The 13,933-nt window shown below is 48.7% G+C and carries 16 protein-coding genes; 6 read left to right on the top strand and 10 right to left on the bottom strand.

The window, feature by feature from the left end:
* Nucleotides 1–73 precede the first annotated feature (73 nt).
* Together AB4876_RS07125 and AB4876_RS07120 are read right to left on the bottom strand one after the other, a co-directional pair.
* Nucleotides 74–940: a DUF4126 domain-containing protein gene (locus AB4876_RS07125; RefSeq protein WP_368380962.1), complete on the bottom strand. Its 867-nt coding sequence runs from the start codon at nucleotides 938–940 to the stop codon at nucleotides 74–76.
* The gene (locus tag AB4876_RS07120; protein ID WP_368380961.1) at nucleotides 933–1,322 is read right to left on the bottom strand and encodes a DUF4345 domain-containing protein; all 390 of its coding nucleotides are present in this window, start codon (nucleotides 1,320–1,322) and stop codon (nucleotides 933–935) included. Before AB4876_RS07120 ends, AB4876_RS07125 begins: the two co-directional genes overlap by 8 nt.
* A 171-nt stretch (nucleotides 1,323–1,493) precedes the next feature.
* Between AB4876_RS07120 and AB4876_RS07115 the strand changes: the two genes are divergently transcribed.
* On the top strand, nucleotides 1,494–2,267 hold the full coding sequence (locus AB4876_RS07115) for a DUF2889 domain-containing protein (protein ID WP_368380960.1): 774 nt from the start codon (nucleotides 1,494–1,496) through the stop codon (nucleotides 2,265–2,267).
* A gap of 196 nt (nucleotides 2,268–2,463) precedes the next feature.
* Here AB4876_RS07115 and AB4876_RS07110 read toward each other — a convergent pair whose 3' ends face one another.
* Nucleotides 2,464–3,174: an SIMPL domain-containing protein gene (locus tag AB4876_RS07110; RefSeq protein ID WP_368380959.1), complete on the bottom strand. Its 711-nt coding sequence runs from the start codon at nucleotides 3,172–3,174 to the stop codon at nucleotides 2,464–2,466.
* A gap of 292 nt (nucleotides 3,175–3,466) precedes the next feature.
* On the opposite strand from AB4876_RS07110, the gene AB4876_RS07105 reads away from it, so the two are divergent.
* The 3 genes from AB4876_RS07105 to AB4876_RS07095 all read left to right on the top strand — a co-directional run bounded on the left by AB4876_RS07105 (nucleotide 3,467) and on the right by AB4876_RS07095 (nucleotide 5,994).
* The gene (locus AB4876_RS07105) at nucleotides 3,467–3,928 is read left to right on the top strand and encodes an ATP-dependent zinc protease family protein (RefSeq protein WP_368380958.1); all 462 of its coding nucleotides are present in this window, start codon (nucleotides 3,467–3,469) and stop codon (nucleotides 3,926–3,928) included.
* A gap of 86 nt (nucleotides 3,929–4,014) precedes the next feature.
* Nucleotides 4,015–4,920 carry a 30S ribosomal protein S6--L-glutamate ligase gene (gene rimK, locus AB4876_RS07100; RefSeq protein WP_008252529.1) on the top strand — a complete coding sequence of 302 codons (906 nt, stop codon included), beginning with the start codon at nucleotides 4,015–4,017 and terminating at the stop codon, nucleotides 4,918–4,920.
* Nucleotides 4,921–4,929: 9 nt separating this feature from the next.
* On the top strand, nucleotides 4,930–5,994 hold the full coding sequence (locus AB4876_RS07095) for a succinylglutamate desuccinylase/aspartoacylase family protein (protein ID WP_368380957.1): 1,065 nt from the start codon (nucleotides 4,930–4,932) through the stop codon (nucleotides 5,992–5,994).
* Nucleotides 5,995–6,164: 170 nt separating this feature from the next.
* Here AB4876_RS07095 and AB4876_RS07090 read toward each other — a convergent pair whose 3' ends face one another.
* Nucleotides 6,165–7,664, bottom strand: coding sequence for a YiiX/YebB-like N1pC/P60 family cysteine hydrolase (locus tag AB4876_RS07090; protein ID WP_368380956.1), 1,500 nt, complete (start codon nucleotides 7,662–7,664; stop codon nucleotides 6,165–6,167).
* A 179-nt stretch (nucleotides 7,665–7,843) separates the two neighbouring features.
* Nucleotides 7,844–8,254, bottom strand: a complete 411-nt coding sequence (locus AB4876_RS07085; protein ID WP_368380954.1) for a hypothetical protein — start codon at nucleotides 8,252–8,254, stop codon at nucleotides 7,844–7,846.
* Between the two features lie 464 nt (nucleotides 8,255–8,718).
* On the opposite strand from AB4876_RS07085, the gene AB4876_RS07080 reads away from it, so the two are divergent.
* Entirely contained in the window at nucleotides 8,719–9,837 is a 1,119-nt protein-coding gene (locus AB4876_RS07080; RefSeq protein ID WP_368380953.1) for a helix-turn-helix transcriptional regulator, read from the top strand.
* A 22-nt stretch (nucleotides 9,838–9,859) separates the two neighbouring features.
* On the opposite strand, the gene AB4876_RS07075 is transcribed toward AB4876_RS07080, so the two are convergent.
* A complete protein-coding gene (locus tag AB4876_RS07075; RefSeq protein ID WP_320838667.1) occupies nucleotides 9,860–10,747 on the bottom strand; it encodes a LysR family transcriptional regulator in 888 nt (295 codons plus the stop codon).
* 138 nt (nucleotides 10,748–10,885) lie between these two features.
* Here AB4876_RS07075 and AB4876_RS07070 point away from each other — a divergent pair, with 138 nt between their 5' ends.
* On the top strand, nucleotides 10,886–11,179 hold the full coding sequence (locus tag AB4876_RS07070; protein ID WP_368380952.1) for a hypothetical protein: 294 nt from the start codon (nucleotides 10,886–10,888) through the stop codon (nucleotides 11,177–11,179).
* Between the two features lie 667 nt (nucleotides 11,180–11,846).
* Here the strand turns inward: AB4876_RS07070 and AB4876_RS07065 are convergent.
* The 4 genes from AB4876_RS07065 to AB4876_RS07050 form a co-directional block, all read right to left on the bottom strand.
* Nucleotides 11,847–12,263 (bottom strand): hypothetical protein, encoded by a 417-nt coding sequence (locus AB4876_RS07065; protein ID WP_269621322.1) that lies wholly within the window; start codon nucleotides 12,261–12,263, stop codon nucleotides 11,847–11,849.
* A 116-nt stretch (nucleotides 12,264–12,379) separates the two neighbouring features.
* Entirely contained in the window at nucleotides 12,380–12,727 is a 348-nt protein-coding gene (locus AB4876_RS07060) for a hypothetical protein (RefSeq protein ID WP_368380951.1), read from the bottom strand.
* Between the two features lie 445 nt (nucleotides 12,728–13,172).
* On the bottom strand, nucleotides 13,173–13,469 hold the full coding sequence (locus tag AB4876_RS07055; protein ID WP_008252541.1) for a type II toxin-antitoxin system RelE/ParE family toxin: 297 nt from the start codon (nucleotides 13,467–13,469) through the stop codon (nucleotides 13,173–13,175).
* Complete coding sequence (locus AB4876_RS07050) at nucleotides 13,469–13,723, bottom strand: type II toxin-antitoxin system ParD family antitoxin (RefSeq protein ID WP_008252542.1); 255 nt, start codon at nucleotides 13,721–13,723, stop codon at nucleotides 13,469–13,471. Before AB4876_RS07050 ends, AB4876_RS07055 begins: the two co-directional genes overlap by 1 nt.
* Nucleotides 13,724–13,933: the final 210 nt, after the last annotated feature.

Raw genomic sequence — 13,933 nt, 5'->3', positions numbered from 1 at the left:
TGCATGGGGTTTATGCGAGATAGCTCATTTAAGGGCAAGCACGGGCGAACCGAACACGTTTTTGTGATTAACATCACGTCGCCGCACTAGAATTTGGCTTCGGAGCCTCGCTCGAGCCTGAACTCGAATTTGGCGCGGCGCTATGCTCAGCAATAACGGAGGTTTTTGCAGCTTGATATTCAGCGTCGCTAAGCGCACCAGATTGATGTAAGGCATCCAAGCCCTGCAGGGCCTCTACGAGTGATTTCGCCTTGAGATCTACCCCCGATTCTGGCCCAGGGTTTAATTGCGGTGATCCGCTGGCGTCCTCCATTAAGGCCTTACTCGTTTCCTTACTCAGCCCCAGCCACTGACCTATTTTGCGGAAAATTCGCGCGATGCCGCGCCACAACTTCGGCAGCAACCAAATTAACAACAGTAAAAAGACAACAAAACCGATTAAGAACAACACTGGGTGATTTAACGCCACCCACAAGCCGCCAAATACCGCGACATCTTCACTAATCGACGCCAGCCAGTTGCTCACTGGCTCCGGCGAGGTATTAATCAGCATTCGCGTACTCGCCTTTGCAGCGTGGGTCACCGAGGTCACTGAGCCGCCAACAATCCCCGCCGCCAACTGCAGGGCGGGGCTAACATCACCTACTGTATTTGCCGCCAGCAAGGCGCCAGCGGGTATCCGAATAAAGGTGTGCAGAGCATCCCAACCAGTATCCACCCCCGGAATTTTATCGGCAAAAAATTCCACCGCGTACATCAGGCCCGCCGCCAAAATTACCGCGGGGTCTTGCACCACCGCCAAGCTCTCTGGCAGATCAATGCCACCAACTGAGCCACCTAGGCCCAGCACTAAAATAGCTGCGTATAAATTTAAACCACTGGCCCAAGCCACCCCCATAGTGAGGGATATCACACTAATTAACTGCTGATACTCATCCACTGCTTTGATCTCCGCTGCGCAAGCGCTTGGCAAATACCCAACACAAGGCCGCCGCACTTAACTCAAATGACAGCGCCGACAAGGTGTACACCGAAGCGCTACCTGCCAACACTGCACCTATTAACCGCCCGGCACCTATACCGCCGGTAATAACACCATTTAAAAATAGCACATGACATGTCCATCTCGGCCGCCAGAGCGCCCACAGCGCACTCAAACCGATCGCCAACTCCATGCCACCATACATCGCACGCAATTCAATAAGACCATCGGTCGACGTCGCAGCCACTCCGGCCGAGACATCCAGCGCAGCTGGGTCGAGCATTAGCCAAGTGCCTATCGCTAGCCACGCCAAGGCCAAATACCCCAAAAAGAATCGCATTCCACCCCCACCGCTGGCGTTTACTTAATCTAAAATACACCGCGCTATCGCGGGTTTAGCTCGCTAAGCCCATGCGCTTTCCGCGCTAAAGAGCTAATATTCTAGTGACTGCCCACCCACATTCGATTGTTACATCGCTTTACAAGCCGCGATCATTCTGGAGACACCAGCATGTCGACCACCCAAGAATACCCGAAAAACACCGTATATGGCGAAGGCCATTATCGGCGCCGAATACGCCTGCGCGCCGAGCCGGGGCAAGTGCATGGCGAGCTAGAAGATACCAATCACGGTTTCAGCTGCACGGTATTTCACGACGGCAATAAGATCACCGACATCCATAGCGCAGCACTGCGCATCCCCTTCGACACCTGCCCAGGTGCTAGTGAACCGCTACGCAAATTAATTGGTCTGCCGCTATGTGAAGATATTCTCGACATAAAGCCACTCACCGATGCCTCAGCCAACTGCACCCATCTACTCGACCTTGCGCTACTGGCGATTCGCCACAGCACACGCCAAGAAGCAGAAATGATTTACGATATTTGCGTTGAAGACCAAGCGGAAGAGACCGAAACCGCGACCGCCGAGATTTACGCTAACGGCAATTTAATCCACCGCTGGCAAACCTGTAACTGGGCAATTTGCAGCCCTGCGGATCTCGACGGCAAAGTATTGTATAAGGGCTTTAGCAAATGGGCTTCTAAACAGTTTAGCGGAGATCAACGCGAGGCGGCTTTTGCCTTACAAAAAGGCTATTTCGTCGCCGTCGCCCGCCGCTACACCGATAACTCTCAGGTTGGCCAAGCCGCCAATGAACACCGCGACGTAATGCTGGGGGTTTGCTATAGCTATAGTTCGCCCCAAATCGAGCGCGCCACACGCACAGCCAATAGCGTACGTGACTTTAGCAATAGCCCAGAACAGCTCCTAAAATTCAAATAAAACCTTTATTAACATATAGTTACGCAAGAAAGCCAATCATACGCATAATTACGAATACACCTATTACTAGGCTGGCGATATTATAACTCCAAGCTTTCTTGACCCATGCTCCTAACATTGGTCTCCATAGTAGCACCCCCGCTTGGCACCCTAATGGGTGCTTTTTTTTGCCCGTAGAAAACGCTAGAAACATCGATTATTTCAACAAAAACACCACATTCAAGCTCGCACTAACGGTCTCTTTGCCAATTAACATGGGGGCTTGCCTGCCTACTTTTGCGTCCATCATCATCGCCCGTTCGTACACCACTGGCGCCGCCGCGCCCTCGTCAATGTGATAAACCCCGGCAAGCTTGCGACCAAAACCCGCAGCCAAGGTCTCGGCTTTCACTTTGGCATTTGCGATCGCGGCCTGCACGGCTTGGGCTTGCAGGGCCTCACGATTAGACAAGTCAAAACTGACATTGCCCAGCTCGCTAATGCCGGCTTGCACCAAAGCGTCGAGCACCGCGCCATAGCGCGCCACATCTTGAAGCTCAATATCAACACTGCGCTCAACCCGCTGACCACGCAATATGCGCTTGCCGTCCTGCCATTCATAATCTGGGTAAATCCGAATCTGTGAGGCGCGAATATCGGCCTCAGCCACGCCTTGCTCGGCAACCGAGGTCAACACCCGCGCAGTGCGCTGATCAACCAAACGTTTCGCCTCTACTGCTGTCTCTTGGGTTTCCGAGATCTGCAATTGCAAATGCGCGATATCAGGCTGGGCCTCAACCTCGCCACTTGCCGAGACCACCAAATGTGGCGCATTGGGCAAGGTCGCAGCTATCGCAAGCAATGGCAGCAACGCACTCAAAACAAAGGCTAAGCCACCCCGCAAAATCAACTTATTCACTTTTCTCATCCCTTAATTCCTTATTACCCAATATCCAATTTGCCGCAATTAACTCGGTAATTAGTAAGCGCCGGATTTAGCGCGGCACTTAATAATCGACCCCAGGCTGCTAATAAACAAGCGGCCAGCTAGCGGCCGCGTCCAACAAGCACAGATCTCAGACATCGACACCGCCAATGAGTGCCTAAATTGCCCCGACATGCCGTTCAAAAATTGCTAGTCGATGGCATTAAAAGCTACTCCTCACAACACATAGCCGCTATGCTGGCCTCCTTACGTCTGACGATATATGAGGCCGCATTTGCCACAGACAATATTAGGATGGCGAGAGTGGGTAAGCCTACCCGCGCTAGGCTTGACCGGCATAAAAGCCAAAATTGACACCGGTGCGCGCAGCTCCTCACTTCACGCCTTTGACATCAAAGCGATTGAGGTCGACGGCAAGCCATGGGTCGAATTTAAAGTACACCCTCATCAGCATGACACCACCGACGTTATCAGCTGTCGAGCGCCCATAAAAGACTACCGGCAAGTTACCGATTCTGGCGGTCACCGCAGTATGCGCTATGTTATAGAGACACGTATTTGTATAGGCGGTGAAGAATGTCTTGCCGAAATGACCCTTGCAGACCGCTCGCAAATGCTTTTTCGCATGCTGTTAGGACGCACTGCCATGAAAAACCGCTATACCGTCGACCCCAGCCGCTCGTATTGCGCCAGCAAAAAGCCACCGAAACCAGCCAATTACACATTACCAAACTAAACCCGTAAACCGCGGGAACTAAACAGCGACCGAGCCAATCTGATGGCTCCGCCCACCAACGCCAGATAACAACGAGAAGCCAAGCCATGAAGATTGCCATACTGTCCCGAAATAGACGCCTTTACTCGACTCGCCGCCTAGTAGAAGCCTGCACCGAGCGCGGCCATGAAGTTCGGGTTTTAGACACCCTAAAATGCTATATGGAATTAAACTCTAGCGAGCCGGTGGTCTGGTACAAAGGCGAACGGCTCGAGGGCTTCGACGCAATCATCCCCCGCATTGGCGCTTCAATCACGCCCTATGGCCTCGCAGTTATTCGTCAGTTTGAAATGTTGGGCACCTACAGCCTCACCGAATCCGTCGCGCTCGGCCGTTCACGCGACAAACTGCGCGCCCTGCAACTGCTGTCACGCAAAAACGTCGGCATGCCGATCTCTAGCTTTGCCCACGACGTCCACAACACCAAAGAACTTATTAAACTGGTGGGCGGCGCCCCTGTAGTGGTCAAACTGCTAGAAGGTACCCAAGGCCGCGGCGTGGTATTGGCCGAAACTGCCAAGGCGGCAGAGAGCGTTATCGACGCCTTCCGCGAGTTAAAGGCAGACTTCCTGGTGCAAGAATTTATTAAAGAAGCTGGCGGCGCCGATGTTCGCTGCTTGGTCATTGGCAAGAAAGTGGTTGCCGCCATGCAGCGCACCGCCGCCAGTGGCGAGTTCCGCTCAAACTTACACCGCGGCGGCACCGCTGAACTGACCCGCCTAACCCCAGCAGAGCGTGCAACCGCAGTAAAAGCAGCGCAAATTATGGGCCTGAACGTCGCGGGCGTAGATATTTTGCGTTCTTCACGCGGGCCGCTGGTTATGGAAGTAAATTCCTCTCCCGGCTTAGAGGGCATAGAAACCGCCAGCAAGAAAAATGTCGCCGCCGAGATCGTAAAATTTATTGAAGAAAACGCCGGCCCGAACAAGAATAAAACCCGAGGAAGGGGTTAACACCACAACATGAAGAAACTTACCATCGCTGGCACCGACATCCCCGTCGGTTGCCGCACCCAGATTGAACTGCCGGTTGCACAGCTTTATACCAACACCGAACTGTCGATGACCGTTAAAGCGATTCGCGGCCGCAAAGACGGGCCAACCCTATTTGTTAGCGCAGCAATTCACGGCGACGAGATCAACGGCGTTGAAATTGTGCGACGACTAATGCAGCACAAGGCCCTGCGCTCACTGCGCGGCACCTTGCTGGCGATCCCCATAGTGAATGTGCACGGCTTTCTCAATAATAGCCGCTACCTTCCCGACGGCCGCGATCTCAACCGATCATTTCCCGGCTCGCCCAAAAGCTCGTTAGCCGGGCGCATGGCACACACCTTTCTCAATGAAGTTGTGCTGCAATGCACCCACGGCATTGACCTGCACACCGGTGCCCGACATCGCAGCAATCTGCCTCAAATTCGCGCCGATATTAAAGACGAGTCGACCCGCGCCATGGCCGAGAGCTTTGCCGCACCAGTCATTCTGCACTCGGCAACCCGAGACGGCTCACTGCGCGAAATCGCCAGCAGCCACAATATTCAGGTACTGCTTTACGAAGCTGGCGAAGCACTGCGCTTTGACGAAGTTGCTATACGTGCAGGGGTTAGCGGCATCATTAATGTGATGCGTCATATTGGCATGCTGCCGCCCTCGCGCAGAAAAAAACCCAAGCGTAGCAGTATGATTACTGGGCAATCAACGTGGATACGTGCAACCAGCAGCGGGGTTTTGCGGGCACTGGTTCCACTGGGCGCATTTGTAAGTAAAGGCGATGTACTCGCGCTGATCTCCGACCCCATGGGTAATAACAGCTCAGACACCAAAATCCTCGCTAGTGACGACGGCATAGTTATTGGCCGCACATTTTTACCCTTGGTGTACGAAGGCGACGCCCTATTTCATATTGCCAAATATAAGGCCAATATTGGCGAGGCACTTGAACACGTTAACGCATTCCGAGAAGAATTTGAGCCCGAACCGTACTCTACCTCAGACGACTACGACGACCACCCACCCATTGCAGGATAACCGCGAATACAGCAGTAGATGAAGCTTTAAGCATCAAACACCCTACCGCTGTACAATGCCAATATTTGTAGAGCTAAAGCAAAGCGCCAATCAACCACTAGCACTTTGCCAAACTGTTTTGGAGAGTGTGGACGTAATTCCATAGGGTCTATCACAATAGGTGGCGGCCATTATATGTATAAATATTTTTCTTTTTCCACGCAGCGCCTTTTAATTCTCATGCTTTTTCTATTGTGTATTGTTTTGTCCACATCGCACACTTTATATCTCTTTTTAAACGTACCATCTTGCTGTAAATTAAAGCCCATTAAATCAGCCAAAACTTCCTTTCTTTGAAATTCTGCCATATCGCTATCATCACTAGTAACGAAAGCTATTAATTCAAGCGGCGAATCTTTGTAAAAAATTAATTCCGCGATCTCATTTGGGCCAACAGTCGCCCTACCAAGTACATTTTTAGTTGGCCATTTATAGTCGCCGTAAGACAAATAAACTACCTCTGAGCATGTGACCTTAGCGGCGGAGTCGACATTAAACCCAAAGTCATACTCCTTGCCTGCTTGTTCATTTAAATTACTAAACACCTTCAATATATTTTTTTCAGGCTTATCCAACAAACCTTTCACCCTAATAGATGCGAACGCGTCCATGTCAATCCACTCATGAAAACGAGAAAAAGCAGCCCCATGCCTCCTCATTTCAATAATAGAGAAACCACTTTCAATTTTCTCTCTAAAAGGCTCCAGTTCTTTTGCGCCCCAAATCCCCAGCTCAATCAATTGTTCTTTTGTTCCCAACCAAACAGCATTATGCCCCCAGTAGCCGGGTATTAAGTAATCAGTTAACTTATTGGATTTTTTCTCAAAAATAATATCAAGCGGTCTTAATTTAGCCAAAATCTGCTTCTGGGAGGCACTACCGATCCTCGCATTTCTCGACCACTCAACTGGGCCAACAACGGCACCAAAAGACCGACTTATGGATCGCGTTGACACAAAGAAAATATTCGCCAATATATCACTAAAAAAGTAATCTAGTTTTGCGAAGCTATTCAATGATTCTTGATTATAAAATTTGTTATAAATAATTGAATCTTCATATCCGGCAGGCTTTTTTCTCAAAACCACATCAATAAGGATAGGAATTTTATCCCTATTAGACCGAGACAAAATCCGTCCAATAAATTCCTCTATCTTATTGTCTATCATTGTCGATTGATCCTTTAGAATAAATCGAGTAGCGCGACTCTCCATATACTTATCATAAAGCAATTGAGTTCTTTCAATTAAATACAGTTCGGCCAGTGCTTCGCGCCCTGAAAAACCTCGCCTTGATGACTTCAATAGAAGATCTGAGGCTGCAATATAGGCATCCCAACTATCTTTCACCAAGGTCAAAAACAAACCATTAACACTTTGTCTTGACGATAGATAGTCAACTCCATAGCTCCCTAAAGCAAGGGTATGCTGGTATATTGCAAGATGCTTTTTATTAGCGGAATAGTCAGAATTATATTTAATCATATCCAAGTTTTTTTCAAATCCCGACAACTCAGATGAGCCCACAGAAACCGAAACAAAAACAAGGATAAAAAATGCAGAAAGCTCTTTCACCCGCAGCAATGACAGACTGGCAATAATTACTTTTTTGGACTTCAGTTTAAAAAACACAAAATATTAGCTGGCCTTAAATTAAGCGGAATATCGTTTCTTATTAATGATTTTTTTAAGACTTTAATAAAGACTCCATAGTTACCAAGTCACTACAACAGGGCTGCCGACTTAGCAGATGAACAATAAATACAAGTCAATATCCGCCATATAAAATTGTCAGCAGCCCTAAACATCAACTAATACCCGACGGGTATAAAAACCATTGCAGCCCCTTGAAATCCAAGTCGATAATTCATCACTTGATTTTTCTTAATATCAACGACGGTTTCTATCGGACTGGCGGCACAGTTTCTATTTGGAAAGGCGCGAAGCAAGTGTCGCCCGCCGGTAACGTGCAGTTCGAGCTTTTCACCGACATTAAGCGGCGCGACATGCTCTTTATCAAGTGTAATCAAAGGGATGCAGGCTGCCCCCCTATAACCGGTATCTCGACTAATTATAAGCACTCCAGTATCGTTACCTGGCGTACGATAACTCTCAGTCCGCCACTGACTTTCCTGCGCCGACACGGGGTTCTGGGCTGGTAGGGTATTACCGACGCAGCCTGACAATATCACGACCGCAAAAAATACAGTAAACACTTTCATTTATTAACTCTCCAATTTAATGGAGGGTATTCAAGCTTTTCAAGCATCGCATCCTTACCGAGGCCAGCCAACAAGAACCCACTCCCACTAGCAATCACGCGACATTTGTTGATTTCAAATCATGCTCAAGCTTTGTCGCAGAACTCCGCTCCATGCGCCGTTCCTAAATCGGTTATAGGCTCGTTTACGTGAATAACTATGCAATAAAGGGTAGCATCCCTGCTTTAGGCACTGACCGATCAGCGTAAACTTCTATTCACTGCACCAAGCAAACATCACCAAGACAATTCATAGCCACATCCATGCCAGCCAAGTTCGGTAATATCTGTTAGATTTGCCCACCGCCAAATCTAACAGTATAGTCTATCCATAACCTCCCCTAGATTGGGGAGAAGCAAAGATTACCGCGGTAACGAACCACAAGATGTGAGTCAAAACGCGCTTGACTGGCAAATACCCCAGGAATGCAAAGCAGTAAATTATCCCAGCTGATTGGTGAGCTTTACCGGCACGCCCACCAAGCCGATGGTTGGATGGCCTTTTTTGCCATGCTCGAAACCGAAATCCTGTCGCGCTCCACAACGCTCATGTTTGAGGACATTCAAACTCACGCGACCGATATGGTTTTATCGCGTCATTTAAACGATGACGAACTACAGGTATACGGTGAGCATTATATTCACACCGACGTCTGGGCAGAGGCCATGGCTGATATGCCGCTATTCCAGTTTCACAGCAGTGATGCCATCCCAGATCGGCACTTCTTATCTTCCGAGTTTTACGCTGACTACACCAAGCCTCTGGATATCCGTTATGCCTGTGGCGCTTATATTGAAAACCCAAAAATCGGCCAGGCTTTTCGCGTGACCATTCAGCGCGGTCATCAGCACAAACCCTTTAACAGCAAAGAACTTGAAACCCTCAACCTCTTTGTTCCCCACTTACAAAATGCGCTGGCCATATACAAACGCAATATCGCCTTAGAGTCACTGCAAAGTGGCTTCGACTCAATTACCAATATTATGGACAGCGCGGCCTATTTGCTGCGCCCGGACACATCGATTGTCTCGCAAAATACACTGGCAGAAGACCTATTACGCCAAGACGTGGCGTGTGTAGCTGGCGGGAAATTGTCTTTTCGGCCCCATAAACTGCGCAACACCGTAGCCCAGCTTATGAATAATTTGCAGGACTTCACTCATAATCGTGCAGCCTCCTGCCGAAATTATGCCCGTACCGAGCAATATCAAATTAGTGTAGAGCCCCATCTGCTGCCAAGCCTCGTGCCCGGCACTCAGGAGCTTGGCGTACTCCTGCAAATTAAAAATTGCGACGCCAATGTAAATATTGACCTAGCGGGGCTGGAAATTTTATACGAACTAACCAGTACCGAAGCCGGTGTAACACGCTTACTTTGTAAGGGCCTAGTGGTTAAAGAAATAGCCGAAGCCATGGGCGTAAAAGACAGCACCATACGCTCCCACCTTAAGGCAGTTTTCTCCAAGCTTGGCGTGCGCTCACAACCCGAATTGCTCAGCAAAGTCATGGCATCGCTAGCCCGAACCCAAATAGATATCGTTTAACACCCCGTCTAAATAAAATACTTCACAAGGCAGACTGCGACTCGAATCGCTCGACTATGGGTTGTAGGTAATCCAGCATAAAGTCGCGAAAAATTCGAATTCTGGCGGTAGTGCGCAAATCAAGATTCGTCAGCAACCAAAAGCCCATCGGTTCCATGACACCCTGCGCGGGAATTTTGATTAAATCGGGGTCGCTATTGCCCAGAGAACAGGGTATTTCAGCAAAGCCGCTGCCCTGCCTGACTAAATCATAAATCACATTCAAGGAGTTAGAGCGATAGCGAATCGGCATATCAGGGTAGCTTTGCCGCAGCCATTCGGGAATTGCTTTGCCGTCTAACATCCACGAAATCGCGCCCACATCGCCGCGCCCCGCCATGTAGTCCTCCCACGCGCTTTTGGTGGCATAAACCCCATAATTGAAATCGGCGATTTTCTTGCCAACCACATTCGGCGGCGGATTATTGGTAGTGCGAAAGGCGATATCCGCCGCATGCACCGACAAATCCAAGGCCTCTTCTGACGCCAATAGCTCCACATGAATACTGGGGTATTTTTCGCTGAAGGCCTTCAGGCCCGGCAACAAAATGCGCTGAATACACACATCCAGCGCCGTAATCCGCAGCGTGCCATTAAGGTCCTTGCGGTCGGCGTGCACGCTGCGCTCTATGGCACTCGCGGCCTCTTGCATCTGCTCCAGATTGGGCAAAATAGACTCCCCCACCGGGGTCACCGACCAACCCGAGGTAGAGCGATCAAACAAAGACGCGTGCAGGGTTTTCTCCAACGCGCTTATACGCCGAGACACCGTGGTGTGATTAACACCCAGCTTCTTCGCCGCGGCCGTCACCGAACCCTCTTGGATCACTGCCAAGCAGTAATGCACATCACTCCAATCCATCGCCTGCATATTTGCACCATACATGTGTGTTTTTGGCTATTTACCATTATATACGCACAACCTACACTGACCACGTTACCAATACAAAGCAATTTGTTACCAAATTACCTGCCACGGCAGAAACCACACTGACAAGAGAATGCCATCATGAAAACAATCCAACACATACTGCTTACCTTTGGTCTAGTCATCGGCGCGCTAAATAGCGCCCACGCCCGCGAAGCTACCAAAGACTTAGTTGCCACCTGTAAAGACAGCACCCTTGCAAAATTCAGTGAAAGCGGAGACACCGCCCGCGCGCGCTTCAAAGGCATTAGCGGGCCATCAAACTCCCGAAAAGTACAACTGCTAGTCATGCCCCATGACCAAGCAAACTACCGCGCCGAATGCTTTATAGATGCAAAAACCCAAGAAATAATCAGTATTGAAAAAGCAAGTTAAGCGGTTAGATATTAAAAAGGCGAGCGCTTTCGGGCCCTCGCCTTTTTTGTTTGCTTGGAGATATAGTTATAGCCCCGCAGAGTGGCTATTTCGGTTTAAAATCAGCGCTGCTGCAGATTGATACATTGCTGCTACTGGTAAAAAGCGGTCAGTCGAACGGGGTCATGCTGACATGCTAGAAGGGTGTTGTGAGGCGGAGGGGTAGTGACCCTCGGCTACCCGATTATGCTTGATCTCCCGCACTATCTATTTCCTTGTAGCCAACATACAAACTTATACGCAGAGAAAAAACAAAACCGAAAATTAGTGACACCAAAGCAACTAACGCCAACACACCAAAGCTTTGCCAGCCTCGAGTATATTGGTCGATTGCCACACATGACGCTATCACTACTAGAGCTGAAGCTGAATGAGCGTGAATGCGGCTTTTAATGAAGTAACATGCAACCGCTGACTCAACTGCTGCGACAAACATCAAGATGACAGCGCTAACAAAATACTCGATAAAATGCTCCTTGCCCTAAAAAATAACGCCCACGCCAGTGGTAGACAAAGTAGAGCGCGTTTTTATGCGACAAAGTGCGCAGCGAATGCCCGAAAAGGCGTGAATATTTAGCTGTCTAGGCGCGATTTACAGCGGCTAACTGCGCGTGATTGTTATATGAAATCATATTTCTACAAAGCCCACCTTACTTGGCACATATTTGTTAAACGCGGGGAGCCACGGAAGAACAACTTCCTGTGATTCTTGACTTGATTTCGTGAATATTATTTTTGCAAGTTCACGCGAAGAATGAAACTCAACAACTGATATATTCATCCAAGGCAACAGAATTTTATCGAAATAAGGGGCTAATTCATTAAATATGATAACTCCGTCATTTGATGCGCCTATTAACGACCGAAAGACCAACTTTTCGGCATACAATCTACCGTATATTTTTTCTGTTTTTCTTGGAGTAGAACTAGTTTCAAAACCATCAAAAACGGACTTCCAAGTCTTAAATGCTGGCTTTTTAAAGTAAAAAAACGCGCCGAGCAAGACTGATAAAACACCTGCAATTCCGAAAAGTAATTCAGCCATTTTTCACATAACGCCTTGCTCATTTGCGCAGCGGTTGTAGTGGATTTTTGTGCAACAATGAACGAAGCGAATGCACAAAATGGAGCGTAGACCGCTGCGTCAAATGGAGCAACTTGTTAAGCATTAAACTCAATTACATGCCCTGTGGATAGTGATAGCTCAAATGCCTCAGGGTATGGGCTAGCATCTTTCGTTAGGTCTACCTCAAAAATAGATCCGCAGTCGAAGACCAAACGGAAGAACGACTGCTCTAGGTATTCGGCTTTGGCGATCCTGGAGCCAATCAAGCTCACAAGCTTATCTGCGTATTCCGGCTGCCTCTGTCTATACACCTTTCCATCCGATTCTACCGAAAACGGATTACAGATATTGATCTTGTGGCCATCATGGAAAATGAGCTGGACGTAGTCATGAACGAACCAGACTTGCGAAAGCATCTCCCAATTTTTCAGTTCTTCAAACATAGCTGCTGATCTACTTTTCTTGGGGAACTCGGCTGCTTAACAGTTTTGTTATGACGACTCTGGCCATATATCACTTTGGCCCCCTTATCACGGAACTGGCTTTTACGTTGACTAGAAATTTATTGGGAATTCAATGATGTAGCGACATCGCCATTAGCGAGTGTCGGTCAAACGGAGACTACTTCCCTTTAATTCTGCCAAACATTCCTTTCCATTGATCATATCGCGTTTTGTATAAATTTCAATCGGTTAAGTGATTCACCATGGTGTTAATGGGAAGCACTCTCTTGTTCACTTGTTTCGACTACGCGAAAGCTGTGACTGACCGCTAATGTGACGCTAGAGCCTTTCATATTACTACTCTAAGCGCGCATTTCCGGAACTGGTAGGCAGACGCTCTATCATGGCGTCCCTTGGTCGATCGATCTCAGACGCCCCTTAATATCTATTCCGCAATTCGACGAGGTGCGTCCATGCTCTCATGCAGCACCCGAACGATAAGAATGTAGTGTTTTTCTAGTCGATAAAATACCAAATGGTGCTCTTGGTGAAGCTGGCGATAACCAGGGAGTACGTGACTATAATCGAGTCCCAGTTCAGGATGAGCGATCAGTTGATTGATGCCACGTTCCAATTGATCCAAGTACTTATCCGCCTGATCAACACCCCACTCGTTGCAAGTGTAGACCCAAATATCGACGAGATCGGATTCCGCCTCCGGCGTTATTTCAAGGCCAAGCACTACTCAGCAGCCTTGATAAGTTTACGCCCAGCCCTTTTAACAGCAGACATATCTAGCGGACGGGATTTGCCACTGGCCTCACCCTTCTTAAGCGCCTGCCTAAGCTCTAAAAGGCGCTCTTGGGAATGCTGATCCTGCCTGATGAGATGGCGGATGTATTCACTGTCGTTGCCGAAATGCCCACCATCAATCTGACACTTCACCCAGTTTTCTTGTTGTTCCGTTAGTGTGATAGTTTTCCGATGCATACTCATGGCGGATCCTACGTCAGCTCGAAAGGTATGACAATATCATACTAATACCTAGCCACAAATCAAACTAGCTTTGATTTTATGTCCGCTATTATGACAAAGCCGTCATCCAGGACTTGTCACGGCATCTGATCGCGTGTCTGAGAACAAGTTAGGCGGTATTGGATTCTGAATCACGCTCAGGGTGACGGTAGAGGGGGAATGGGCCAATGC

It is taken from the genome of Zhongshania guokunii (assembly GCF_040892635.1).
Taxonomy (GTDB): domain Bacteria; phylum Pseudomonadota; class Gammaproteobacteria; order Pseudomonadales; family Spongiibacteraceae; genus Spongiibacter; species Spongiibacter guokunii.
Note: the sequence above shows the minus strand (reverse complement) of the source record. Positions and strands in the feature narration are given on the sequence as shown.